24 protein-coding genes are annotated in these 25,338 nt (G+C 66.2%); 16 read left to right on the top strand and 8 right to left on the bottom strand.

Features of this window, described 5'->3' with window-relative positions; all coding sequences use genetic code 11:
- Nucleotides 1-158 precede the first annotated feature (158 nt).
- From BBTA_RS26075 to BBTA_RS26065, 3 genes are read right to left on the bottom strand one after another with little or no spacing between them, the layout of a single operon-like run.
- Nucleotides 159-1,346, bottom strand: coding sequence for an MFS transporter (locus tag BBTA_RS26075; RefSeq protein ID WP_012045500.1), 1,188 nt, complete (start codon nt 1,344-1,346; stop codon nt 159-161).
- 24 nt (nt 1,347-1,370) lie between these two features.
- Nucleotides 1,371-2,735: an NAD(P)-binding domain-containing protein gene (locus BBTA_RS26070; RefSeq protein WP_012045499.1), complete on the bottom strand. Its 1,365-nt coding sequence runs from the start codon at nt 2,733-2,735 to the stop codon at nt 1,371-1,373.
- A 48-nt stretch (nt 2,736-2,783) separates the two neighbouring features.
- Complete coding sequence (locus BBTA_RS26065; RefSeq protein WP_012045498.1) at nt 2,784-3,101, bottom strand: helix-turn-helix transcriptional regulator; 318 nt, start codon at nt 3,099-3,101, stop codon at nt 2,784-2,786.
- Between the two features lie 125 nt (nt 3,102-3,226).
- Here BBTA_RS26065 and BBTA_RS26060 point away from each other — a divergent pair, with 125 nt between their 5' ends.
- From BBTA_RS26060 to arsB, 3 genes are read left to right on the top strand one after another with little or no spacing between them, the layout of a single operon-like run.
- Nucleotides 3,227-3,589, top strand: coding sequence for a helix-turn-helix transcriptional regulator (locus tag BBTA_RS26060; RefSeq protein WP_041750898.1), 363 nt, complete (start codon nt 3,227-3,229; stop codon nt 3,587-3,589).
- On the top strand, nt 3,582-4,109 hold the full coding sequence (locus BBTA_RS26055) for an arsenate reductase ArsC (protein ID WP_012045496.1): 528 nt from the start codon (nt 3,582-3,584) through the stop codon (nt 4,107-4,109). The genes BBTA_RS26060 and BBTA_RS26055 overlap by 8 nt, the downstream gene beginning before the upstream one ends.
- A 4-nt stretch (nt 4,110-4,113) precedes the next feature.
- Entirely contained in the window at nt 4,114-5,142 is a 1,029-nt protein-coding gene (gene arsB / locus BBTA_RS26050) for an ACR3 family arsenite efflux transporter (RefSeq protein ID WP_012045495.1), read from the top strand.
- Nucleotides 5,143-5,278: 136 nt separating this feature from the next.
- Here the strand turns inward: arsB and BBTA_RS26045 are convergent, their stop codons facing one another.
- On the bottom strand, nt 5,279-5,521 hold the full coding sequence (locus BBTA_RS26045) for a hypothetical protein (protein WP_244424118.1): 243 nt from the start codon (nt 5,519-5,521) through the stop codon (nt 5,279-5,281).
- 353 nt (nt 5,522-5,874) lie between these two features.
- Between BBTA_RS26045 and BBTA_RS26040 the strand changes: the two genes are divergently transcribed.
- From BBTA_RS26040 to glgX, 7 genes are all read left to right on the top strand, one after another.
- The gene (locus tag BBTA_RS26040) at nt 5,875-6,180 is read left to right on the top strand and encodes a PepSY domain-containing protein (protein ID WP_012045493.1); all 306 of its coding nucleotides are present in this window, start codon (nt 5,875-5,877) and stop codon (nt 6,178-6,180) included.
- Nucleotides 6,181-6,846, top strand: a complete 666-nt coding sequence (locus BBTA_RS26035; RefSeq protein ID WP_012045492.1) for a response regulator transcription factor — start codon at nt 6,181-6,183, stop codon at nt 6,844-6,846.
- Nucleotides 6,843-8,258, top strand: coding sequence for a sensor histidine kinase (locus BBTA_RS26030; protein ID WP_012045491.1), 1,416 nt, complete (start codon nt 6,843-6,845; stop codon nt 8,256-8,258). Before BBTA_RS26035 ends, BBTA_RS26030 begins: the two co-directional genes overlap by 4 nt.
- Before the next feature lie 112 nt (nt 8,259-8,370).
- On the top strand, nt 8,371-8,919 hold the full coding sequence (locus BBTA_RS26025; RefSeq protein ID WP_012045490.1) for a cytochrome b: 549 nt from the start codon (nt 8,371-8,373) through the stop codon (nt 8,917-8,919).
- 59 nt (nt 8,920-8,978) lie between these two features.
- Entirely contained in the window at nt 8,979-9,674 is a 696-nt protein-coding gene (locus BBTA_RS26020) for a VIT1/CCC1 transporter family protein (RefSeq protein WP_012045489.1), read from the top strand.
- 94 nt (nt 9,675-9,768) lie between these two features.
- Nucleotides 9,769-10,044, top strand: a complete 276-nt coding sequence (locus BBTA_RS26015; RefSeq protein ID WP_012045488.1) for a DUF3606 domain-containing protein — start codon at nt 9,769-9,771, stop codon at nt 10,042-10,044.
- Between the two features lie 62 nt (nt 10,045-10,106).
- Nucleotides 10,107-12,344 (top strand): glycogen debranching protein GlgX, encoded by a 2,238-nt coding sequence (gene glgX, locus BBTA_RS26010; RefSeq protein WP_012045487.1) that lies wholly within the window; start codon nt 10,107-10,109, stop codon nt 12,342-12,344.
- A gap of 113 nt (nt 12,345-12,457) precedes the next feature.
- On the opposite strand, the gene BBTA_RS26005 is transcribed toward glgX, so the two are convergent.
- Nucleotides 12,458-13,375, bottom strand: a complete 918-nt coding sequence (locus BBTA_RS26005; protein ID WP_012045486.1) for a LysR family transcriptional regulator — start codon at nt 13,373-13,375, stop codon at nt 12,458-12,460.
- Between the two features lie 125 nt (nt 13,376-13,500).
- On the opposite strand from BBTA_RS26005, the gene BBTA_RS26000 reads away from it, so the two are divergent.
- The 5 genes from BBTA_RS26000 (at nt 13,501) to BBTA_RS25980 (ending at nt 19,533) form a co-directional block, all read left to right on the top strand.
- A complete protein-coding gene (locus BBTA_RS26000) occupies nt 13,501-14,799 on the top strand; it encodes an MFS transporter (RefSeq protein ID WP_012045485.1) in 1,299 nt (432 codons plus the stop codon).
- Between the two features lie 22 nt (nt 14,800-14,821).
- The gene (locus BBTA_RS25995; protein WP_012045484.1) at nt 14,822-15,895 is read left to right on the top strand and encodes a tartrate dehydrogenase; all 1,074 of its coding nucleotides are present in this window, start codon (nt 14,822-14,824) and stop codon (nt 15,893-15,895) included.
- Nucleotides 15,896-16,051: 156 nt separating this feature from the next.
- Nucleotides 16,052-17,470: a pyruvate kinase gene (gene pyk, locus BBTA_RS25990; protein ID WP_012045483.1), complete on the top strand. Its 1,419-nt coding sequence runs from the start codon at nt 16,052-16,054 to the stop codon at nt 17,468-17,470.
- Nucleotides 17,471-17,660: 190 nt separating this feature from the next.
- Nucleotides 17,661-18,473 carry a UDP-2,3-diacylglucosamine diphosphatase gene (locus BBTA_RS25985; protein ID WP_012045482.1) on the top strand — a complete coding sequence of 271 codons (813 nt, stop codon included), beginning with the start codon at nt 17,661-17,663 and terminating at the stop codon, nt 18,471-18,473.
- Nucleotides 18,474-18,543: 70 nt separating this feature from the next.
- Nucleotides 18,544-19,533: a threonine/serine dehydratase gene (locus BBTA_RS25980; RefSeq protein WP_012045481.1), complete on the top strand. Its 990-nt coding sequence runs from the start codon at nt 18,544-18,546 to the stop codon at nt 19,531-19,533.
- A gap of 15 nt (nt 19,534-19,548) precedes the next feature.
- Here BBTA_RS25980 and BBTA_RS25975 read toward each other — a convergent pair whose 3' ends face one another.
- Nucleotides 19,549-21,279 carry a caspase family protein gene (locus BBTA_RS25975; RefSeq protein WP_012045480.1) on the bottom strand — a complete coding sequence of 577 codons (1,731 nt, stop codon included), beginning with the start codon at nt 21,277-21,279 and terminating at the stop codon, nt 19,549-19,551.
- Between the two features lie 129 nt (nt 21,280-21,408).
- Entirely contained in the window at nt 21,409-23,094 is a 1,686-nt protein-coding gene (locus BBTA_RS25970) for a hypothetical protein (RefSeq protein ID WP_041751620.1), read from the bottom strand.
- Between the two features lie 75 nt (nt 23,095-23,169).
- Here BBTA_RS25970 and BBTA_RS25965 point away from each other — a divergent pair, with 75 nt between their 5' ends.
- Nucleotides 23,170-24,369, top strand: a complete 1,200-nt coding sequence (locus BBTA_RS25965) for an MFS transporter (protein ID WP_041750897.1) — start codon at nt 23,170-23,172, stop codon at nt 24,367-24,369.
- Here the strand turns inward: BBTA_RS25965 and dgcA are convergent.
- A complete protein-coding gene (dgcA, locus tag BBTA_RS25960) occupies nt 24,339-25,334 on the bottom strand; it encodes an N-acetyl-D-Glu racemase DgcA (protein ID WP_012045477.1) in 996 nt (331 codons plus the stop codon). The genes BBTA_RS25965 and dgcA overlap by 31 nt on opposite strands.
- Nucleotides 25,335-25,338 lie beyond the last annotated feature (4 nt).

The raw sequence follows: 25,338 nt of genomic DNA, 5'->3' as shown, positions 1-25,338 counted from the left end.
AGATTTCAGCCCTCTTTGGCACACCAGCCGGGATTGATCAATCAAGGGCGCTGCTGCGGCGCGGGCTTTGGCCAGTATCGCCTTGCATCGCCCTTCCAGGGCGTCCTCGCCCGCCAGACCGCTGAATACGGCTGTGGACCCCCTGCATCCGCCAACGCTCAGGCCGCCTTGTCAGGCGCAGGGCTCGGCATCGGCGTGTCTGCGCGCTCTGCCGAGAGCAGCATCAACGCCGCCAGCGCCGACAGGCTGAGGCTCGCTGAGACGAGCAGCACCATTCGGCCGAGCGCGTCGATCAGCAGGCCGAACACCAGCGGCGCAAAGGCCTGGCAGATCCGCGATGGTGCGCCGATCAGGCCGAGCCGGTAGGCGTAGTTGGCCGGGCCGAAGATCGCGAGTGGCAGCGTGCCGCGGGCGATGGTCAGGATGCCATTGCCGGAGCCGTGCAGCAGCGCGAACGCCGCGGCCGCTCCGCCGCCGAACAGCGCGATGGTCAGGGCGCCGATCGGATGGGTGATGCAGGCCAGCCGCGCCGAGGCGAGCGGATGAAAGCGGCTGAGAAAGCCGGCCTCGACCACGCGCGCGGCGACCTGCGCCGGCCCGATCATCATCCCCGCAAACAAGGCCTGCGCCGGCGTCGCGCCGAACGCCTGCATCAGCCGCGGTAGATGCACGGCCATCGCCGCGGTCACCGTCCAGGCCGCGGCCATCGCGAAGGCGATCAGGACCATCGGGCGGTCGAGCGGGATCTTCGGCTTGGTGGTCTGCTCCTCGCCCGCCGCGATCTGCGTCGCGCGCGGCAGCGAGAGATTGAGCGGCAGGCCGATGACGAGATGCGCGATGGCCCAGGCAAAGCAGGTCTCGCGCCAGCCGATCGTCGCCAGCCCCCAGGTGCTCAGCGGCCAGCCGACCGTCGAGGCGAAGCCGGCGATCAGGGTGATGCCGGTGATCGCGCCGCGGGCGTCCTTGCCATAGATGCGCCCGAGCGTGCCGAACGCGGCGTCATAGAGGCCGAGCCCCATGCCAACGCCGAGCCACAGCCACGCCACTGCCATCACCCAGAGCGAATGCGACAGGCCGAGCAACGCGAGTCCGATCGCGAGCACGATGTTGGAGGCACACAGCACCTGCCGGCCCCCGACGCGATCGATCTGGCGGCCGATCCGCGGACCCAACAGGCCGGAGATGATCAGCGAGGCGGAGAACGCGGCGAAGAACCAGTTGTTGGACAGGCCGAGATCCCGGGCGATCGGATCGGCCAGGATCGCCGGCAGATAGTAGCTCGAGCCCCAGGCCAGGGTCTGGGCGGTGCCGAGAGCGATGACCACGCCCAGCCGTCGTGCCTGCATTGTCAGATCTTTCGCCAGTTCGCGTTACGAGCAGCCACAGCCCGCGCGCCCCGCCGCCTTGGCCTTGGCGTCGTCTGCGCAACAACTGTCTACGCGCGACGGAGCAGGGCCGCCACAGCAGCCGGACAAGGCAGCAATGCTCTCCAGTCCGCCGCGGGTGCAGACACCGGTCTCGGGCAGTTGCAGCTCGACCCGTGCGGCCGCCGCCTTGTCGCCGGCGATATCTGCGGTGATCGAGCGGACCTGCTCATAGCCGGTCATCATCAGGAATGTCGGCGCCCGGCCATAGCTCTTCATGCCGGCGAGGTAGAGACCCGGTTCATCGGCTTGCGCCAACTCGCGTGCGCCGTGCGGCCGGACCGTGCCGCAGGAATGTTCGTTCGGATCGATCAGCGGGGCCAGCGCCACCGGAGCCTCGATCGCCGGATCGAGCCGGACGCGCAACTCCGACAGCAGCGACAGGTCGGGGCGGAAGCCGGTGGCCACGATCAACTCGTCGGTGCTGACGGTTCGGCCGCTGCTCGCGACGACCTGCAACTGGCCATCCTGTCCGGCGATCTGCGTCACATGAAATCCGGTCTCGATCCGGATGCGTCCTGAACGCACCAGCGCCGCAAACGCCATGCCCAGCTCGCCGCGTGCGGCGAGCTGGTCGGCGCTGCCGCCGCCAAAAGCGCGCGTCGGATCGTCGCCGCGCAGCAGCCAGATCGCCTGCGTTCCCTGCGCCTCTTCGGCGAGGGCGGCGAGCTCCATCAGCGTGCCGATCGCCGAATGGCCGCTGCCGAGCACCGCGACGGTCCTGCCGGCATAGCGGCCGCGCTGCGCGTTCAGCACGTCGGGCATTGCATAGGCGATATGGTTGCGATGGTCGATCTCGCCGCGCGCGGGCAGGCCATTGCTGCCGGCCGGATTGGGCGAGAACCAGGTCCCGGACACGTCGATGACGGCATCGGCCTGCATGGCCGCCTCGCCGTCGCCGTTGCGATAGCGGACCTCGAACGGCACCGCCGCGCGTCCTTTCGACTTGGCCTTGTCGAAGCCGACGCGGCTGATCGCGGTGACGCGATGCGAGGTATGCACGACCTCGCGCAGCGCCGTGCGGGTCGCCAGCGGCGCAAGATACGCCTCGATCAGTTCGCGCCCGGTCGGATAGACCTCGGGAGCGGGCGGAGTCCATCCGGTCGCGGAGAGCAGCCGCGCCGCCGCCGTATCGATGTTGTATTTCCACGGCGAGAATAGCTGCACATGCTGCCATTGCCGGACCGCATGGGCAGCCTCCGGACCTGCTTCGAGCACTACAGGTAACAGACCGCGCGCGAGCGCATGCGCCGCAGCCGCGAGTCCGACCGGCCCGGCGCCGATGATCGCGATCGTCTTTACTCCCGTCATGGCTTATCCTTTTATATTTCTAGAATTATCGAATAATGAGGCAAATGATCACGCCGCCGGTCTGGCCGAGCCACAGCCGCTTTCGTCCACGCAGCATTCCGAGACCAGAAATCCGACCAGTGAGCGCATCATGTCGTACTCGGCATGGCAGACCAGGGTGGTGCCCTCGCGCAGTTGCGAAATCAGCCCGACCGCGACCAGCGTCTTGACGTGATGCGACAGTGTGGATGCGGGGATCTTCAGCCGCTCCTGCAGTCGACCGACCGGCATGCCGGCATGACCGGCGCGCACCAGAGCCCGGTAGATCTTCAGGCGCGTGGTGTTGCCGAGGGCTTCCAGGCGGGCGGCGGCATCGTCGAGCTTCATGATCCCAAGCTTGCCGCACGCGGCCGGTGGGAGTCAACGCTATTTCTAAAATATTCGAAATAGCGGGTGAGAGTGCCAGTCTGGGAGGCTTGACCTCCGGTCATTATATCGGTAATTCTGGATATATGGAAAACGAACAAGCCGTCCTTGCTTTGGCCGCGCTGGCTCAGCCGACCCGGCTGCAGGCTTTCCGCCTGCTGGTGCAGAACGAGCCGCAGGGGCTGCCGGCGGGCGAGCTCGCGCGCCTACTTGAGGTGCCGCAGAACACGCTGTCGGCACATCTGGCGGTGCTCGCCCGCGCCGGGCTCGTCCGCTCTCAGCGGCACAGCCGCTCGATTGTGTACCGCGCCGATCTTACTGAGCTCCAAGCGGTCACCTTGTTCCTCCTGCAGGATTGTTGCGGTGGCCGGCCTGAGATCTGCGCCCCCGTGATTGAGAGCCTCACCCCGTGCTGTCCGCCCAAACGCAAGGACAAGAGCCGTGCCTGATCGCATCTACAATGTGCTGTTTCTCTGCACCGGAAACTCGGCGCGCTCGATTCTGGCGGAATCGATCCTGCGCAAGCAGGGCGCCGGCCGCTTCCGCGCGTTTTCGGCCGGCAGTACGCCGAAGGGCGCTGTGCATCCACTGGCGATCGAGCTGCTCGCGCGCATGGATTATCCGACCGATGATCTGCGTTCCAAAAGCTGGAGCGAGTTCGCCGTCGCGGGCGCGCCGGTGATGGACTTCGTCTTCACCGTCTGCGACGCCGCGGCCGGCGAGGCCTGCCCGATCTGGCCGGGGCAGCCGATGACGGCGCATTGGGGCATCGAGGATCCGGCGGCGGCCGAAGGTACGGAGCTGGAGCGGCTCGCCGCGTTCACCACCGCCTTCCGCTATCTGAACAACCGCATCGGCGCCTTCATCCAGCTGCGGCTCGATCGCATCGACAGGCTGTCGCTGGGGACGCGGCTGCGCGAGATCGGAACCCGTGAGGGGGCTACATCCTCGCGCTCCGACGTCGCGTGATCCGATGACAGTGTTCGAGCGCTATCTGACGATCTGGGTCCTGCTCTGCATCGTTGCGGGCATCGGCTTTGGCCATCTGATGCCGGACGTCTTCGCTGCGGTGGCGGCGGCGGAAATCGCCCGGGTCAACTTGCCGGTGGCGGCCCTGATCTGGCTGATGATCATCCCGATGCTGTTGAAGATCGATTTTGCCGCGCTCGGCGGTGTCAAGGCGCATTGGCGCGGCATCGGCGTCACCTTGCTGGTGAACTGGGCCATCAAGCCGTTTTCGATGGCGCTGCTCGGCAGCGTCTTTATCGGCCATGTCTTCGCGCCGATGTTGCCGCCCGGGCAATTGTCGTCCTACATCGCCGGTCTCATCCTGCTCGCCGCCGCGCCATGCACGGCCATGGTGTTCGTGTGGTCGAATCTCTGCGAGGGTGAGCCGCATTACACGTTGAGCCAGGTCGCGCTGAACGACGTCATCATGGTGTTTCTGTTCGCGCCACTGGTCGGCCTGCTGCTCGGCGTCGCCTCGATCACGGTGCCCTGGACCACGCTATTGCTGTCGGTGCTGCTCTACATCGTGGTGCCGGTCATCGTCGCTCAGCTTTGGCGAGCGGCCTTGCTGCGGACGAAACACGGGGCGTTAGAGCGCACCTTGCAGGTTTTGCAGCCGGTCTCGCTGGTCGCGTTGTTGGCGACGCTGGTGCTGCTGTTCGGCTTCCAGGGCCAGCAGATTCTCAGGCAACCCGTGGTCATTGCGATCCTGGCCGTGCCGATCCTGATCCAGGTCTATCTCAATGCGGGCATTGCCTATTGGTTGAGCCGTCGCCTCGGGGTTGCCTGGTGCGTCGCCGCGCCGGCCGCCTTGATCGGCGCCAGCAATTTCTTCGAGCTGGCGGTTGCGGCTGCGATCAGCCTGTTCGGGCTCGATTCTGGTGCCGCTCTGGCGACGGTCGTCGGGGTTCTGGTCGAGGTCCCCGTGATGCTGTCGGTCGTGCGCATCGTCAAGGCGAGCCGCGGCTGGTACGAAGCGGGGCAGGCGGCGTAGCGACGTCTCACTTGGTGCAGGATCCGGAAAAGCGGAAACCGGTGCTCCGAACCGATCATGCTCGAACAAGAGTGAGATCTGATGCGCTTTTGTGGAAACGCCTCATGATCGAGGCCGAGCGACCCAGCAGGCCGTCTCAGCGGCGCGGCTCGTCCTCGTCGTCATCGTCACCTTCGTGATCTCGCTTGCTGGGCTCGTAACGCAGGTCTGGCTCCTCCGGCAAGGTGTGCAGCGCCGCCAATTGCAAGTAGGCCGGTCCAGCTGGATCGATGCGGGCCACGGGCACGAGATTGGGGGAGCCATCTGCTGCAGCCAAGGTAAAGGCCAGCATGCCGCCAAGTCCCGCCACCAGCGTGGCGAGTGTCAAAATATCCCGCACGACTACCCTCCTCATGACCAGGGCAGGCATCGATACAGCCGTCGATACCTGCGCCGGTAGGATTGTGTCGCACCGACCCTTACCGTAGCCTGTCGCGCGGCGTCAGCGAATTGTAAGCTTCCCTGGGGCAGGATGCCGCTGTGGACGACATTTCGCCGCCTGCATTGGTTGAGCTCAATTCCGACATCGGAAAATCAAACTAATATCCGTACCAGCTCCCTAGCATTTGCAAATGCGCCGCGATCCGAGTTCGGCAACCGGGAGCGGTGCAAGCCATGACCGTTTCGATAACTTCGATAACCAAGGCGCTACGTCCCAGGAAGTCCATGCATTTGCCTCAAATTGGACAGTTCATGCGCATCATGATGCTGGCGATGTTGATCTCGACGGCGGCATCGGCGGCGACGGTCGCGCGCGAGGACGATCGCGAGCGTCGCGACGCGATGCGCCGCGCGGTTGAATCTGGCGATGCCATGCCGCTGTCGCAGATTCTTCCCAAGCTGCGCAGCCGGATTGCCGGGGATGTGACCGGCGTCGACGTCGAGCGCCAGCGCGGCCGCTGGCGCTATGAGTTTCGCATCATCGGCCGGGATGGCCGCGTGCGCGATGTCTATGTCGATGCGCGCAGCGGCGAGATCGAGCGGATCGAGGAAAAGTAGATGCGTGTGCTGCTGGTCGAGGATGATCCGCGGCTGTCGTCCGACCTGTCGCGGACGCTGCAGGCGGCAGGTTATCTGGTCGAGACATCCGATAATGGCGAGCAGGCCTGGTTTCTCGGCGATACCGAGGATTACGGTGCCGTGGTGCTCGATCTGGGCCTGCCGGGCATGGACGGCCTCTCGGTCCTGAAGCGCTGGCGCACGGCCGGTCGGCACATGCCGGTGCTGATCCTGACGGCACGTGCGAGCTGGGCCGAGCGGGTCGACGGTATCGATGCCGGCGCCGACGATTATTTGCCGAAGCCGTTTCGCAACGAGGAGCTGCTCGCGCGGCTGCGGGCGATCGTGCGGCGCTCCGCCGGCCATGCCGCTCCGGTGCTCTCGTCCGGCGATCTCATGCTCGACGAGCGCCAGATGAAGGTCAGCCTAGCCGGCGTGCCGGTGCCGCTGTCTCAGCTGGAATATCGTCTCATTGCCTATCTGCTGCGGCAGAGCGGCCGGGTCGTGCCGCAGCATGAGCTGGAGGAGAATGTCTATGGCCTCGGCCATGATCACGACTCCAACGCGCTGGAGGTGCTGATCCGGCGCGTGCGCAAGAAGCTCGGCGCCGAGATCATCGAGACCCGGCGCGGTTTCGGCTACATGATCCCGGAGACGGCTGAATGAGGTGGGGCTCGCTGCGGCTGCGGCTGGTGGCGGCGGGCACCATCGCCCTTCTGGTCGCGCTCGGTGTCGCCGGCTTCGGCATGGTCGTGCTGTTCAAGCGCCACGTCGCGCGGACGCTCGCCGCCGACCTCGATATCCACTTGCGGCAGCTGTTGAACGGTCTCGAGCTCGATCCGGAGGGACGGATCATGGTGTCCCGCCCGCCGGCGGATCCGCGTTTCACGGTGCCGCTGTCGGGGCTGTACTGGCAGATCTCGGACGATCGCGGCCAGCTGCTGCGCTCGCGCTCGTTATGGGACGCGATCCTGCCGCTGCCGATCGATGAGCCGGGGCCGACCGACGTGCATCAGCACGAACTGGCCGGCCCGGACGGCGCGCGCGTGCTGGTTGCCGAGCGCGGCATCCTGATGAATCCGGAGCGCCAGAGCCGGGTGCGGGCGGCCGTGGCCTACGATCTCGATGGCGCCACCAGCGCGGTGCGCACCTTCGCCAAGGATCTCTCGATTGCGCTCGCCGTGCTCGCGTTCATCCTGGCCGTGGGCACCTCGGTTCAGGTCAGTCTCGGTCTGCGTCCGCTCGCGGTGCTGCGCCGGGGCGTTGCCGAGATCCGCAGCGGCAAGCGCCGGCATCTTCCGGTCGAGGTGCCGACCGAGGTGGCGCCGCTGGTCGAGGAGGTCAACGCGCTGCTCGACGCCCAGCAGCGCGAGATCACGCGGTCGCGCAGCCGCGCCGCCGATCTTGCGCATGGCTTCAAGACACCGCTCGCGGCGCTGGCGGCGGACGCCGCCCGACTGAGGGAGCTCGGCCAGCTGGAGCTCGCACGCAATGTCGAGGATGTTGCCGACGCGATGAGCCGGCAGGTCGATCGTGAACTGGCGCTGGCGCGGCTGCGCGGCAAGGTGCGTGGCGGGCCCGAGGCTGCGACGGAGCTGGCGCCGCTTGTCGATGCCCTGCTGGGGACGCTCGGCCGCACGCCGGCCGCCGCTCACGTCAGCTTCGACGGTGCGGTGCCTCCGGGCATGCGCTTGGCGATGGATCGCACCGATCTCGCCGAGGTGCTCGGCAATCTCCTGGAGAACGCCGCGCGACATGCGGTGAGCACGGTTCGCATTTTCGCCAGTGTGAGCCCGCTGTTCGTATCCGTCGAGGACGACGGACCAGGAATTCCGGATGCGCAGATCGGCCGCGTGCTCGAGCGCGGTGGTCGGCTCGACGAGCAGGGGCCTGGGAGCGGATTAGGGCTCGCGATCGTGCAGGACGTGCTCGAGGCCTATGGCTGGCGGTTGCAGATCGGCCGCTCCGAGCTCGGCGGAGCCAGGATCACCATCGCGCCGGCGCTGACGTCAGCGGCGGGCCGGCCCGCGCCGAGCCGGCAGCGGAAGGAAATGCGGTCCATCCTGACAGCAGGCTGACGTCCCGCGTCAGCGCCGCGACGCCTGCGCTGCTTTATCCCTCGGACATGCCACCCCGCGCCTCGGCTCGCCAGCACGGAGGTGCTCCACGCATCGACGAAGGATCTGTCTCATGCGCCTACGAAACTCTGCCAAAACCTACGGATCTGTCGCAATCGGACTGCACTGGATTGTCGCAGTTCTGGTGCCCGCCGCCTGGATATCCGGTCATCTCGGCGACATGCTGCCGCGCGGGTCGCACGATATGGGCCTGTTCATGCACGTCTCGCTCGGACTAGCGATGCTCGGCTTCGCGCTGGCGCGCCTGGCGTGGCGGCTGGCCGATCCGCCGCCGACGCCGGAAGCGACCAAACTCGGACCGTGGACCGTTCATGCCGGCGAGATCGTGCATCTCTTGATCTACGGCATCATGTTCGCAATTCCGATCCTGGGGATTCTCACCCAGTTCGCGCGTGGCTACGGGCTGCCGGTGTTCGGCCTGTTCGAGATCGCCTCGCCCTGGGTCGGTGATCGCGGCTTCGCCCATGACATGAAGGAGATGCACGAGGCCTTGGCCAACGGCCTGATGATCCTGATCGGCCTGCATGCCGGCGCGGCCCTGCTGCACCATTATTGGCTGCATGATCGGACCTTGAAGCGGATGGTGCCGGGACTGCGGTGATCCTTCCTGTCATACAGGCAGGCTAGAAGCTTCGGTCGAGGACCGAACCGGAGGACTGCATGCCTGCGACGCCGCATCTCGAAAAGCACTTCACCGCTACAGAAGCCGTTCGTGACGTGGTGATCGGGATGGCGGATGGGCTGACCGTTCCGTTTGCGCTGGCGGCCGGTTTGTCGGCCGCCGTCACCTCGACCGGCGTGATCGTGACGGCCGGCCTCGCCGAGGTCGTCGCGGGTGCGATCGCGATGGGGCTGGGAGGCTATCTCGCGGCCCGGACCGACGCCGAACATTATGCGGCCGAGGAGAGGCGGGAGAATGACGAGATCGACCGCCTCCGTAGTCGGGAAATCGAAGAGGTGGCGGCGATCTTCAGAGATTACGGGCTCAAGGGCGACGCCCTGACGACGGTGGTCGAGGCGATTGCGGCCGATCGCAAGCGCTGGGTCGACTTCATGATGCGCTTCGAGCTCGGCCTCGAACGTCCCGATCCCAAGCGCGCGCCGGTCAGCGCGGTGACGATCGGCGGCTCCTACGTGATCGGAGGGCTGATCCCGCTGATCCCCTACATGCTGGTCCACGACATTTCGGGCGCGCTGCGCATCTCCGTGATCGCGACCGGCGCGGCGTTGCTGATCTTCGGCGCCATCAAGGGCCACTTCACCGGCGTCAGCAAGGTCAAGTCGGCCTTGCAGACCGCGCTCGTCGGCGGCCTCGCCGCCGGCGCCGCATTCTGGCTGGCCCATCTGTTCGGGTAGGCAGGGGCGGCCAGCCTCGATTCCAGGCCGCTGCCCGTCGCTGCCGGGAACCAAACTCCGCAGCCACGGTTAGCTGGCATGCAGGAGGACTCCCATGCGCCGCGCCAAGATCAAGCCGACCCGCAACAAGCTCGACATGACCGACGAGGCCCAGGTCCGCGTTGTGACCAAGCGGCTCAAGATGTCGCCCGCCGAGCTGGCTGAGATGGTCGGCCGCATCGGCAATTCCATCACCGCGATCAACAAAGAGGTCACGCAGCAGCGCGCCGCGAAGCTGGCAGCGCCGGCCGGCGCGGTGATCGCCTCGGTGACCGTGACCGAGACGAAGGCGGAAGTCATCATGCCGGACGACACGCCGCCGGCCACCTGACAGCCGGCAAGTCCTAGTCGACACCTGATATCCGCATTCGGGCTTTAAACAAGGGGCAGACGATGGATCAGCGCACCGATCGGGGTGACGCGTTGACGCGGGCAGCACTCAACCTCCGCAAGGCCAAGATCAGCGAAGGGCGGCCGTTTCCGCTGGGCGCCACTTGGGACGGTCTCGGCGTCAACTTTGCGATCTTTTCCGCGCACGCGACCAAGGTCGAGCTCTGTCTGTTCGATGAGACCGGCGACACGGAGCTCGAGCGCATCGAGCTGCCCGAATACACCGACGAGGTCTGGCACGGCTATCTGCCGACGGCGCGCCCGGGGACGGTCTATGGCTATCGCGTGCATGGACCTTATGAGCCGGATGCCGGCCACCGCTTCAATCCCAACAAGCTGGTGATCGATCCCTATGCCAAGCAGCTGATCGGCAATCTGCGCTGGGGTCCCGAGCTGTTCGGCTACCAGCTCGACCATGCCGACAAGGATCTCTCCTTCGATGATCGCGACAGCGCGCCCCTGATGCTGAAATGCCGGGTGATCGATCCGGCCTTCACTTGGGGCACCTCGCGCAAGCCGGAGATTCCGTGGGAGCGGACCATCTTCTATGAGATGCACGTCAAGGGCTTTACCAAGCTGCATCCGCTGGTGCCGGAGGCCGACCGCGGCACCTTCGCCGGCCTCGCGCATCATGACATTCCAGCCTATTTGCGCTCGCTCGGCATCACCTCGGCCGAGCTGCTGCCGATCCATGCCTTCATCGACGACAGCTATCTGATCGAGAAGGGGCTGCGCAATTATTGGGGCTATAATTCGATCGGTTTCTTCGCGCCGGAACCGCGCTATTTGAAGACGCCGCTCGCGACCGAATTCAAGACCATGGTCAACCAGTTCCACGCCAACGGCATCGAGGTCATTCTCGACGTGGTCTATAACCACACCGCCGAAGGCAACGAGCTCGGTCCGACCTTGTCTTTCAAGGGCATCGACAACGCCAGCTACTACCGGCTGATGCCGGAGCAGAAGCGCTACTACATCAACGACACCGGCACCGGCAACACGGTGAACCTGTCGCACCAGCGCGTGCTGCAGCTGGTGGCGGATTCGCTGCGCTATTGGGCGACGGAGATGCGGGTCGACGGTTTCCGCTTCGACCTCGCTACCATCCTGGCACGCGAGCCCTATGGCTTCGACGAGGGCGGCAGCTTCCTGGACGCCTGCCGTCAGGACCCGGTGCTGTCGAGTGTCAAGCTGATCGCCGAGCCCTGGGACATCGGTCCCGGCGGCTACCAGGTGGGGCAGTTTCCGCCGGGCTGGGCAGAGTGGAACGACAAGTTTCGCGACACTGCGCGGGCGTTCTGGAAGGGGGACGGCGGCACGCTCGCCGATTTCGCGAAGCGCATCTCCGGCTCGGGCGACCTCTTCAACAAGCGCGGCCGTCGGCCCTGGGCGAGCGTGAACTTCATCACCGCCCATGACGGCTTCAATCTCAACGACCTCGTCTCCTACAACGACAAGCACAATGAGGCGAACGGCGAGGACAATCGCGACGGCCACAGCAACAACCATTCCTGGAACTGCGGCGTCGAGGGACCGACGGACGATCCCCAGATCATCGGCTTGCGCGAGCGGCAGAAGCGCAACCTGCTCGCCACGATGCTGCTGTCGCACGGTACGCCGATGCTGCTCGCCGGCGACGAGTTCGGCCACTCGCAGGGCGGCAGCAACAACGCCTATGCGCAGGACAACGAGACCACCTGGCTCGACTGGATGGGTATTGCGCCGCAGGGGCGGGCTCTGCGCGAGTTCACACGCAAGCTGATCGCGATGCGCAAGGCGTTTCCGATTCTCTACCGCAGCCGTTTCCTGGTCGGCTCGCACAATGAGGACCTCGGCGTCAAGGACGTGACCTGGCTCGCTCCCTCAGGCGAGGAGATGACGACCGAGCAGTGGACCGACGACAACGCGCGCTGCTTCGGCATGCTGCTCGACGGCCGCGCCCAGGAGACCGGTGTCAAGCGCCGCGGCTCGGACGCGACGCTGCTTTTGATCTACAATGCGCATTTCGACGTGGTGAACTTCACGCTGCCCGCGGTGCCCGAAGGACACAATTGGCTGGCGCTGATCGACACCAACCAGCCTGATGCGCAGCTCCAGTCGTTTTCCTTCGGCCATGTCTATGCGGTCACGGGACGGTCGATGCTGGCGCTCGGCCTGTCGTCCGAGCAGCAGCCGATGCGCAGTCTGCGCCACGGCCTCGGTGCCCTGCTCGACATCGCGGAGGCGCCGCTGCCGGGGTAGGGGTCTTCGCGGGAGATCGCGGTTAAAGGACGTGGAGGCCAGACGCTTGCGGCCGTCCGAGCCATGAGGCCGAGCTGCCGCGGCATCAGCCGGCGGCCGCTGTCCGGCGTGCTTCACGCCCCCCGCGCGTATTTCGCAAGCCGCGCGTCCAGCACGCCGAGCATGGCCTCGCGCGCCGGATCGCGCGAGCCGCGCAGCCATGCCGCGGCCAGCGGCAGTCGTCCCGCGGTGCCGCCGCGCTGCAGCCGCAGCGGCACGAAGCGCACGCCCGACACCGCGAGCCGCGAGGTCCAGCGCGGCACGATGGCGATGCCGAGCCGGGCCGCGACGAGATGCACGATGGTCTGCTTCTCGTCGGCGAATTGCGCCACGTCGGGCGACAGCCCGGCCTGGGCGAACAGCTTCATCGTGAGGTCGTGGCTATGCGGGCGCGATCTCCGGTCCGGGACGATCAGCGGCTGGTCGGCGATGTCGGCGAGCGAGACCGAGGCGCGCCCGGCCAGCCGATGCCGCTGCGGCAGCGCCACAACGGCGCTCTCGCTGAGCAGAGCACGGAATTCCAGCCGGGGGTCGGTGCGTTCGGGCGGCCGCACGAAGGCCAAATCGAGAGCACCCGAGAGGATCTTGGGCAGCAGCCGGATGGTCTTCTCCTCCATCAGCTGCACCGCGATGTCCGGATGGGCCTCGCGGAAATCATGCAGCAGCTGCGGCAACAATCCGGCGGCGGCGCTGTCGATGGCGCCGACCCGCAGCCTTGGTGCCTTGGTGCTGCGGGCGCGGCGGCGGAAGGAGGTCTCGACCGCCTCGACCTTCGCCAGAATGCTGCGGGCGTCGCGCAACAGCATCGTGCCGTGTTCGGTCAGCGATACCGCCCGCGTCGTGCGCGCGAACAGCGGCGTCGCCAGATCCTCCTCCAGCAGCTTGATCTGGCGTCCGAGCGCCGAGGGCAGCATCTGCAGCCGCTGCGCGGCCTTGCCGAAATGCAGCTCCTCGGCAGCAGCGATGAAGCAGCGGAGTTGGTGCAATTCCATCAGCAGCGATCCCGGGCAACGACGATTATATCATTTTTTTGTATAATGCCGCCGACATTGAAGCCAGTCCCTTTTACCGCCTACGGTCCCTCGATCAACGACAAGACGGGACGAGGGAGGTGACGATGGCCGGAGAGCTGGAGACGCGCGTGCTGCGCAAGATCACGTTGCGCATCGTTCCTTTCATCATGCTGCTTTACTTCGTGGCCTTTATCGACCGCGTGAATGTCGGTTTCGCGGCGCTGACCATGAACAAGGATATCGGTCTGTCGGCGTCCGCGTACGGCTTCGGCGCTGGCATCTTCTTCTGGGGCTATTTCCTGTTCGAGGTTCCCTCCAACCTCGCGCTCGACAAGTTCGGCGCACGGATCTGGATCGCGCGGGTCATGATCACCTGGGGCCTCGTCTCCGGCGCGATGGCGTTCGTGCAGGGCCCGATGAGCTTCTACGTGCTGCGCTTCCTGCTCGGCGCCGCCGAGGCTGGATTCTTCCCCGGCATCATCCTCTATCTCTCCTACTGGTTTCCGGCGCGGCAGCGCGCCGCCGTCACCGCGCTGTTCATGGCGGCCGCGCCGCTGTCGACGGTGCTTGGATCGCCGGTCTCGGGTGCGCTGTTGGAAATGGACGGCATTCTCGGCTTCAAAGGCTGGCAGTGGCTGTTTCTGATCGAGGCGCTGCCGGCAGTGTTGCTCGGCTTCGTCGTGCTCGGCTACATGACGGACCGCCCGGAGCAGGCCCGCTGGCTCGCCGACGAGGAGCGCGACTGGCTGGTGCGCACGATGAATGCGGAACTCGCGAGCAAGGCTGCGACCGCGAGCCACAGCATCTGGCGTGGCCTCGCCGACATCCGTGTGCTGGCCTTGGCGTTGGTCTATTTCGGCACCTCTGCCGGCCTCTACACGCTCGGCGTCTGGGCGCCGCAGATCATCAAGCAGTTCGGCCTGTCGTCATTTGCGGTCGGCTTCCTCAATGCCGTGCCGCCGACCATCGCGGTCGTCGTCATGATCCTGTGGGCGCGGCATTCCGACCGCACCGCCGAGCGCACCTGGCATGTCGTGCTGGCCTGCGTCGTCGCGGCCGTCGGCCTCTGGCTGGCCGGACTGTCGACCAGCGTCGCCGCGGTGCTCGCAGCGCTCACTTTGGTCAATGTCGGCATCTCATCGTCGAAGCCGCCGCTGTGGAGCATGCCGACCATGTTCCTGTCCGGTTCGGCTGCCGCGGCCGGCATCGCCACCATCAATTCGATCGGCAATCTCGGCGGTTTTGTCGGTCCGGCCATGATCGGATGGATCAAGGACCAGACCGGCAGCTTCAACGGCGGCCTCTATTTCGTCGCCGGCCTGCTGGTGGTATCGGCAGTGCTGACCCTGTTGCTGGCGCGATCACAAAGCGCGAAGGCCGAGCAAGCGGCCACGCAGTCCTGACCCTCATACGGAGCCTCTTGTCATGCGCACTCATTCCATCGCCGCCATTCCCGCCGACGGCATCGGCCCCGAAGTGATCTCGGCCGGCGTCCGAGTCCTGGAGGCGCTCGCCAAGCGCTCGGGCGACATCAGCTTCAACGTCAAGACCTTCGATTGGGGCTCGGACTACTACAAGAAGAACGGCGTGATGATGCCGGCCGACGGCCTCGCCGAGCTGAAGAAATTCGACGCGATCTATTTCGGCGCGGTCGGCGCGCCTGACGTGCCCGATCACATCACGCTGTGGGGCCTGCGGCTGCCGATCTGCCAGGGCTTCGATCAATATGCCAATGTGCGCCCGACCAAGATCCTGCCCGGCGTTTCTTCGCCGCTGCGCAATGTCGGCGTCGGCGATCTCGACTGGGTGATCGTGCGCGAGAACTCCGAAGGCGAATATGCCGGCATGGGCGGACGTGCGCATCGCGGTCTGCCGGAGGAGGTGGGCACCGAGGTCGCCGTCTTCACGCGCATCGGCGTCACCCGCATCATGCGCTTTGCCTTCAAGCTCGCGCAGTCGCGGCCGCGCAAGTTCCTCACCGTCGTCACCAAGTCGAACGCGCAGCGCCACGGCATGGTGATGTGGGACGAGATCGCCGCCGAAGTGGCGCGCGAATTCCCCGACGTGACCTGGGACAAGATGCTGGTCGATGCGATGACCGTGCGTATGACCCTGCAGCCGAAGAGCCTCGACACCATCGTTGCGACCAACCTGCACGCCGACATTTTGTCGGATCTGGCCGGCGCGCTCGCCGGCAGCCTCGGCGTGGCGCCGACCGGCAACATCGATCCGGAGCGCCGCTTCCCGTCGATGTTCGAGCCGATCCATGGCTCGGCCTTCGACATCACCGGCAAGGGCATCGCCAATCCCGTTGCGACATTCTGGACCGGCGCACAGATGCTCGAACATCTCGGCGAGAAGGAGGCCGCGACACGGCTGATGGCGGCGGTCGAGAAAGTGTGTGCGGCCGGCATTCTGACGCCCGATGTGGGCGGCAAGGCGACCACCAAGGAGGTGACCGACGCTGTCATCGACGCGATTCACGGCTCCAACGTCTGAGGCGAGCCGGTCTCCCGTACAATCTCGGCGTGTTCGGGGTTGCGCTTGCAATGGACACTGCGGGGCGTATATCAGCGCTTCCGCTGCGTCCGCGCATGCCAATCACATGCACGTCATACAGACGCGACAAATGAAGCGGGGGAGAAAGGACACATCATGCGTCGTCACCGTCGAGCCAAGATCGTCGCAACAGTTGGTCCCGCCAGCAATTCTCCGGAGATGCTGAAGGCGCTGTTCCTCGCCGGTGTGGACACTTTCCGTCTCAATTTCAGCCATGGCACGCAGGCCGACCACGCCAAGGTACACGCCGCGATCCGCGCGCTGGAGAAGGACGTGCAGCGGCCGATCGGCATTCTGATGGATCTGCAGGGGCCGAAGATTCGTGTCGGCACCCTGCGCGACAAGAAGATCCAGGTTGAATCCGGCGAGACCATCCGCTTCGTATTGAACGGCACCGAGGGCGACAAGACCTCGATTCCGTTGCCGCATCCGGAGATCTTTGCGGCGGTCGCGCCCGGTCACGATCTTCTGATCGATGATGGCCGCGTGCGTGTACGCGTCACCGGCCTCGGCGACGACTGGATCGAGGCCAAGGTGATCGTCAGCGGGACGATCTCCAACCACAAGGGCATCAATCTGCCTGGCACCATCCTCGAACTGTCGCCGCTGACACCGAAGGATCGTTCCGATCTCGCTTTCGGCCTCGAACTCGGCGTCGACTGGGTGGCGCTGTCGTTCGTCCAGAAGCCGTCGGACGTGCTGGAGGCGAGGGGCCTGATCAACGGCCGCGCCGGAATCATGTCCAAGATTGAGAAGCCGGCGGCGCTCGACCGCATCGATGACATCATCCAGCTGTCCGACGCGATCATGGTCGCGCGCGGCGATCTCGGTGTCGAGATTCCCAATGAGGACGTGCCGGGCAAGCAGAAGGAGCTGGTGCGCGCCTGCCGGCTGGCGGTGAAGCCGGTGATCGTCGCGACGCAGATGCTGGATTCGATGGTGGCGACGCCGACGCCGACGCGCGCCGAAGTGTCCGACGTGGCGACTGCGATCTATGACGGGGCCGATGCGGTGATGCTGTCGGCGGAATCGGCCAGCGGCCAATATCCGCGCGAGGCGGTGGCGATGATGGACAGCATCATCAAGGCGACCGAAGGTCACAAGATGTATCGCTCGATCGTCGAGGCGACGCAGCCGGGCGAGGAGCAGACGCCGCCGCACGCCGTCGCGACGGCCGCGGCCGATCTCGCCTCGGCGATCCATGCCAAGGCCATCGTGGCCTACACGTCGAGCGGCACCTCGGCGTCACGCGTCGCGCGCAAGCGGCCGAGCCTGCCGATTCTCGCGATCACGCCGAACGAGGATACGTCGCGCCGCATGTGCCTGCTGTGGGGCGCGCACAGCGTCCTGTCGCAGGACGTGCAAAGCTACGAGGAGATGGTCGAGCGCGCGACGTTCTTCGCGGTCCAGGAAGAGTTCGCCCAGACTGGCGACCTGCTGGTTGTCGTCGCCGGCATCCCGTTCGCACAGGCTGGCACCACCAACAATCTGCGTGTCGTGACCGTGCCCAGATAGGAGGCAGCGAAAATCCCGTGCGTGCGGGCCGCCTGTCGCCTGTTTGTCGCACCCCGCTGGTATCGCGGGAATGTGACGAGGACATCGCGAGTCGTCATACGAGCGGCGTCAGCAGCAGTCCGAAAGGGTCAGCTCTGTGATGCGGCCGGTCGTCATCGCAGTGTCATCAGGGACTGTTAGGTGGGCGCGCATGGGACTTGAGACTGCTGGTGAAGAAAGCCCGACCCGGCGCTTTCGTACGCTCTTCATCTCCGATGTTCATCTCGGAGCCCGCGGATCGCAGGCCAATCTGCTCGTCGATTTCCTGCGCCATCACGACGCCGACACCATCTACCTGGTCGGCGACATCATTGACGGCTGGGCGCTGAAATCGAGCTGGCACTGGCCACAGTCACACAACGATCTCGTCCAGAAGATGCTGCGCAAGGCGCGCAAGGGGGCGAAGATCGTCTACGTGCCTGGCAATCACGACGAGTTCCTGCGCGGCTATTACGGCACCCATTTCGGTGGCATCGATGTCGTCGAGAACATCGTGCACACCGGCAAGGATGGGAAGCGCTACCTCGTCATTCACGGCGACATCTTCGATCTCGTGGTCCAGAACGCCCGCTGGCTCGCCCATCTCGGCGACAAGGCCTACGACTTCGCGATCCAGATGAACCGCCTGGTGAACTTCTTCCGTCGCATGTTCGGCGTGCCCTATTGGTCGCTGTCGCAATGGGCCAAGCAGAAGGTCAAGAACGCCGTGAACTATATCGGCGCGTTCGAGACCGCGCTGGCGGCCGAGGCGCGGCGGCACGGCGCCGATGGCGTGATCTGCGGTCATATCCACTGTGCCGTGATCCGCGACCAGGACGGGATCCGCTACATGAATTGCGGCGACTGGGTCGAGAGTTGCACGGCGCTTGTCGAGCACGAGGATGGCAGCTTCGAGATTCTGACTTGGACCGATCCGTTGAAGCAGGCAGCCCCGGTTCCACAACTGACGGCCCGCGCCGCCTGAGACGATCTGAGCCTTCCCTTGATCTGAGCCTTCCCTTGCCTCCCGGCGATGGGGCGCGGTAAAATGGGGGATGACAGCCCATTCCCCGATCCTGCCCGTGACCGCTGCCGACATCGATGCCGCGGCGGCCACGCTGGCGCCCGTGGCGGTGCGGACGCCGCTGCTGCCGGCCCCTGTGCTCAGCGCGCAGTTCCAGGCGAATGTCTTCGTCAAGCCGGAGGTGCTGCAGCGGACCGGCTCCTTCAAGTTCCGCGGCGCCTACAACAAGCTGGCGTCGATCCCGCAGGCAGAGCGTGCCAACGGCGTCGTCGCATTCTCCTCCGGCAATCATGCGCAGGGCGTCGCTCATGCCGCGACGCTGCTCGGCATGCACGCGACGATCGTGATGCCGTCGGATGCTCCGGTGGCCAAGCGCCAGCGCACCAAGGCGTTCGGCGCCGACGTGGTGCTGTACGACCGCGACCGCGACGATCGCGAGGCGATCGCCCGTCACATCGCCGGCAAGCGCGGCTCGACAATGGTGCCGCCCTATGACGATCCCTACGTCATTGCCGGGCAGGGCACGGTGGGGCGCGAGATCGCCGAGGATCTCGCTGGGCTCGGCCTGTCGCCCGACGTGGTGATCGTGCCGGCCTCTGGCGGCGGATTGCTCGCCGGTGTGTCGACGGCGGTGAAGGCACGCTTTCCAGAGACGCAGATGATCGTGGCCGAACCCAAGGGCTTCGACGACCATGCCCGCTCGCTGCGGGCGGGCCACCGCGAGGCGCATGAGGCCAAGGGGCGCACGATCTGCGATGCGTTGATGGCGGCGATCCCCGGTGAGATCACCTTCGCCATCAACAGCCGGCTGTTGTCGGCGGCGGTCGAGGCCTCCGATGAGGAGGTCGGGCGCGCGGTCGGTTTCGCCTTCCGTGAATTGAAGCTCGTCGTCGAGCCCGGCGGTTCGGTCGGGCTCGCGGCGCTGCTGGCCGGCCGGCTCGACGTCGCCGGCAAGACGGTGGTGATCGTCTTGTCAGGCGGCAATGTCGATGCCGATCTCTACGCCCGTCTGATCGCTTGAGGATGGATGATGGTCTCAGCGGAAGCTGAGGCCACCCCGCGCCAATCCTCCACCACCTGGACGCGGTCCGGTCTGTGCGAACTGCGGCGTGCTGGGGCCTCGCATCGGACCGCGTGCCAGCGCGGGACGTTGCGCGGTGAAGCCCGGCTTGAATGGCCCGGAATTGCCAGGGAAGGGATGCCGGACGTCGCGGCTGTCGAACCGACGGCCGGGCGCGCGCTTCAGCGGGTCGCGCTGGATCTTCGCAACCGCAGGAGGGATCGGTGTCGGCATGGTCTTGTCGCCGATCTTGCTCGGACCGACCGGCCGTGGGTCGACGATCTTGCCGGCGGCGGGGGTGGCGATGGGCTTGCCGTTGGTGATGACGGTGGGCGGCAGCGTCGGGCGCGGCGGCAGAGTATTGGCCGGCGGATTGTTGTTCGGCAATTGCGGCAACGGGCCGGGACGCGCCTGCATCTGAGCGCCAGGGTTGAAGGGACGCGTCACCGGCCCCATCTGCGGCGGCATCATCAGGCGGCTCGGCTGCAGCACCGGGATCGGACGCGGCTGAGCCTGCAGCCGCAGCGCGACCGGCGCATACGGACTGTCGGCATAGGTCTCGCTGAAGCTCTTGTAGGCCTCGGGTGAATTAGCGAGCACCGTCCGGTGCCACGCTGCGGCTTGCACAAGGCCGGTGAGCAGGGCGCGGATGCGGTCGGCAAGCGGATCGCGCGGATACATCTCGATGAACTCGCGATAATATTGCGGGCGGTTCTCGGATAGGACGTAGTCGTAGGCCTGCCGCACGGACCGGCTAGGCAGGTTGGCTGCCATCTGGACCACCGGCGCGTTGTCGGCCGGACGCGCCGCGGCGACCAGCGTGTCGCCAAAGAATGTGAAATCGCTGGTGAGCGACGAACTCTCCCACGGCGTCTGCCGCCCATCGGTCACCTGGTTCACTTGCAGACGAATGCGCTTGAACAACTGCTCGATCGGCAGGTTCGGCTGTCGTGCCAGATTCAGGAAGGCCTGCGTATAGGGGCTGTGCTCGCCACGTCCGTCGAGCGCCTCTTCCCCGGGCGAGGTGGAGTAGCCGACGATCGAGCCGTTGGGCGCATCGACGATGGCGAGTCCGCGCCCGGCATCGCTGACGGTCGGGAACGGGTTGTTGCGGCAGGCATCGAGCACCACGATCCGCATGCGGCTCGGAATGGCATCGAGCGTGGCCATGAGATCGACCAGTCGGATCGTGCTCGTCGTCAGATCGGAGGGCGCGGAGATGCGGGCATCGATCGGAATCAGATAGTTCTCGCCCGCAAGCTGAATGCCGTGGCCGGCATAGTACACCATGGCCACCGCGTTCGGTCCATGCGCGGAGACGCGGCTTGAAAAATCCTGCACGACCTTCAGCATCTCGCTCTGCGTCAGGTCGGTTGCGGTGATGACCTCGAAGCCGGCCGAGTGCAACAGCCTGGCGACCGCATGGGCGTCGTTGTCGGGATTCGCAAGTGGCGGTGCATTTTGATAGTTCGCATTGCCGATCACGAGGGCGACGCGCGGTTCGACCGCTTGGCCGGTGTCCAGCTTTGTGGTGTCAGCTGTCCCCGGCGTGGCGGTGGCCAAGGCACGCGGCGGCGTTTGCAGGCTGTCGATGTCATTGGCGGCGCGAGCCAAGCTCGGGCCGAAGCAGGCGATCAGGCTCACCAGCCCGATGACGAGCAGGGAGTTCCAACCCGGCAAGCGAAAGCGGGACAGCGGAGCGGACACGGCGTTCTCCTCAAGCAGCGCGAAATGGCGCGAGAAGCACGCTACGTGGCTCGAACGGAGACGTACGTGACCGATGTCACCCAGCGGATATCGGCGGATCTGCCCCGGCCCATGACAGCCGGGCGGATCTCAGGAGAAGAACGCGATCTTCTCCGGCTGGCTCATGCGGCGGATCGGCGTCAGCGGATCGTTGCCGGACGGTTGTTGGCGCTGCAGCAGGCCGTTCGACAGCAGGGTCGAGCCCAGCGAGGGTTCATAGGCCGGCTTGGGCATTGCCTGGGCGGTGGAGCTGACGAGTGTCGCGAGCGCTTCCCGGTCGAGCGCGGCATTTGAAGGCTGCGGCACGGGCGTGCGCTGCGCGGCCGGGACGACTTCGACGCTGATTTCCGTGTCGACCGCGACTGATACTTCGAGGGTCGACGGTCCGACACGAGCCGCTGGCGTGCTCGGCGCCGGCATCGGCGCAACGGCCGGAGCTGGCGATTCGACAAGAGGCCTCGCTGCGGCGAGCTTCGCCGGTGCAGGCGCGGGCTCCGGCGCCATGGGTTCCAGCGCTATGGGCTCGGGCGCCAAAGCAGCCGCCATCAAGGGGGCCGCTGCCAAGGGCGCCGGCGTCATCGGGGCTTGCGTCGTCGGGGCAGGTGTCACCGGCGCATCAGTCATTGGAGCAGGCGTCAGCGGAGCAGGCGTCAATGCGGCTGGTTCGCTGAAGCTTGCGACGATGTCGTCATCGATTGCGGTGGGTTCCTCGATGTCAAAGCCCAAAGTCCGCGCGCGGCTGAACTCCTCGTCCTCGAACGGATCGGGCGCACCCATCTCGGCGGCGACCAGTTCCAGGATGGCCTGATCCTGCGCCTCGGCTGCCGCGGCCTCGTCGAGAGCTTCAGCGGGCACCGGCTCCGCGATCTGCTCCAACTCAGGCTCGAGCGCCGGGATCGTCTTGGCAGCCTCGCGCTGTGCGACATCGCTGTCGTTCGATGCGGGCGCCGGGGCCGGATCGGCAGGGGCGGCCGGCATGGCACCGGACGCTGTGGGCGGGTTGTCGGCCTGTTCGATCGCGGCGACGGCCGCGACGAGCTGGGACATGGCGGCCTGGACCTTCTGCGCGGCCTCCGGCTGCGTGGCCGGCTGGGCGGCCTCCTCGGTTGGAGGCGCTGCTGCCATGTCGGCGGTCGCCGTTGCCGCGGCCGTCTCAGGTGTCCGGGCCGCATCCGTCTGGGGGGATGCGCTCTCATCGCTCCCAGGCGTGATCGGCCCGTCGCCGCGATCCAGCTCCGCGAGGCGGGACTTGATGATCTCGAAGGCTGCCATCAACGCAACCTTCGGGTCGGTGCTGGCGAGCTGCTCGCAGGCCGCCTCGATCGACGTCACCTGCGAATCGATCAGATCGCAGATTCGCGAGTCCGCGCCGATCTCGCGCCAACGCCAGGAGATCTCCTTGATGATGCGGGTTCCCTTGCGCACGGGCGCGAGGTTCTGCTCAACAGCCAGGCTGTCGACCGCCGACGCAGCCGCAAGCGCGGCATCCTCAACCGCCGCGCGGATCGCGGCCAGCGCTTCCGGCAGCGCTTTGTCGTCGGTGCGTTCGAACTCCTGCTGCTGCTGACGTTGCGAGGCCAGGGCATGTTCGATGCGTGCGACCGCGTCGAGCACCATGCTGGTGTCGGCATTGCGGTTGCGCTTGGCGTACTCGCCGAGGAACCAGCGGCCGCGCGAGGTCTCCATGAAGGCGTCCCGGATCGCCTCGTAGTCGGCCTCGTTCGGCTGTGCCGCGCGGGCGGAGATAGGCGAGAGGGCGAAGACTTCATCGACCATGGCAAACCCATCGCGCAAATTGCTGCGCGTTGGCATAACGATCACCATGATATTGACCGAATCGCAATTGAATTGATGCCACTATCCCGACAAATCTCCACCACATCGCCGGCCGTGGCGCGGCGATTCGCCGGCCGCCTGGGACTGTTTTACGGCGCGGTGTTTGCGTTGTCGGGCACGCACCTGCCGTTTTTTCCCGTGTGGCTACGGGCGATCGGGCTGGATGCCGCCTGGATCGGCATCGTCATCGCCGTCCCCGCGCTGACCCGGTTCACCGTCCTGCCATTGATCACCACATTGTCCGAGCGCCGCCAGGCGCTGCGCGGCGCCATGCGGCTGACCACTTTCGCAACGGCGTCAGGCTTTGCGATGCTCGGCTTTCAGCACGATCCCTGGCTGGTCTTCCTGGTCTATGTGGCTACCTGCAGCCTATGGACACCGGTCGTTCCGCTGACCGATGCGTATGCGCTGTGCGGCGTGATGAGCTACGGCTTGAACTATGGACGGCTGCGGCTGTGGGGCTCCGTCGCTTTCATCGTTGGAACGCTGCTCTGCGGCGCGCTGGCTGACGTTGTTGCGGCGCCGGACCTGATTTGGATCATCGTCTCGATGGCGCTGGTCGGGGTCGCGAGCGGCCTGCTGCTCGAGCGGCTGCCGCCGTTGCCGCGCGGCAGTGGCCCGGCGCGGGAGGGACGGCATCTGCTGAGCGATCCCGCCTTCCTGTGCATCATCATCGCGTCGGCCCTGATCCAGGGCAGCCACGCGGCCTATTACACGTTCTCCGCGATCGAATGGAAAGCACAGGGGCTCAGCGGGCTCATGATCGCCTGGCTTTGGACCATGGGCGTGCTCGCTGAGATCGTGGTGTTTGCTCTGTCGTCACGCTTCACGCTGGCGCCTGCAAGCCTGGTGATGATCGGTGCTGTCGCGGCCGTGCTGCGCTGGACGCTCACCGCCATGGAGCCGCACGCCATCGGGCTCACCGCGGTCCAGCTCAGCCACGGCTTCACCTTCGGACTGACCCTGGTCGGGACCATGGGGCTGCTGATCCGCCAGGTGCCGGCGCACGTGACCGCCCGCGGCCAGGGCTATTACGCAGCTGCCAGCGGCATCGTCGGCTCGGCCGCTTCAATGGTGTCGGGGCCGGTCTATGCGCAATACGGGCCCGGCGTCTATTTCCTTATGGCGGCGATGGCCGGATCCGGCGGCCTTCTGGTCTGGGTCGCGCGGCATCGCCTGGCGCATCAGCCCCACAGCGCTGCATCGGGCGGGTAGACGAGGCTGTCCTGATAGTACAGCCCGTGCTCGCAATCCTCGGCCAACAGCAGCGGCCCATCCAGATCGACAAAGCGCGCGAGCGGGGTCAGCAGCATGGCCGGGGCCATCGACAGCGACGTGGCGACCATGCATCCGACCATGATGTCAAAGCCCAGCGCACGCGCCGCATCGGCCATTGCGAGCGCCTCGGTCAAGCCGCCGGTCTTGTCCAGCTTGATATTGACGGCGTCGTAGCGACCGCGCAACGCTTCGAGCGAACCGCTCGCATGAACACTCTCGTCGGCGCAGATCGTGAGCGGGCGCGTCATCTGGGCCAGGGCATCGTCTCGTCCCGCCGGCAGCGGCTGCTCGACCAGCGTGACGCCGGCGGCGACGCAGGCGGCGAGATTGGCCTCCAGGTTCGCCTCGTTCCAGGACTCGTTGGCGTCGACGATCAGTTGCGATTGCGGTGCCGCCGCACGAACCGCGGCGATCCGCGCTGGATCACCATCTCCGCCGAGCTTGATCTTCAGCAGCGGGCGGTGCGCGGCCTTGGCCGCCGCCTTGGCCATGACCTCGGGGGCGCCAAGCGAGATCGTGTAGGCCGTCACGCAAGGCTCGGGCGCTGGACGTCCAAGCAAGTCCCAGATTCGCCGGCCGCTGCGCTTGGCCTCGAGATCAAGCAGCGCGCAATCGAGCGCGTTGCGTGCGGCGCCGGGTGGCATCGCCGACTGCAACGCGTTGCGATCGAGGCCGGAACTGACGGCGTCGCGCATGGCCAGCAGGGCGCTCAACGATGTCTCGGGCGTCTCGCCATAACGCGGATAGGGCACGCATTCGCCACGGCCTGTGAGCGCGCCGAGCCGGACCTCGGCCATGATGGTGACGGCTTCGGTCTTGGCGCCGCGGCTGATCGTGAAGCTGCCGGCGATCGGCCAGTGGCCGAGACGTGCGTCCAGTATTGGGAAACCGTTGGAAGTCATCTGG

This window comes from Bradyrhizobium sp. BTAi1 (assembly GCF_000015165.1).
GTDB lineage: Bacteria > Pseudomonadota > Alphaproteobacteria > Rhizobiales > Xanthobacteraceae > Bradyrhizobium > Bradyrhizobium denitrificans.
The sequence above is the reverse complement of the archived record's forward strand: the minus strand, read 5'-3'. Positions and strand labels throughout refer to the sequence as shown.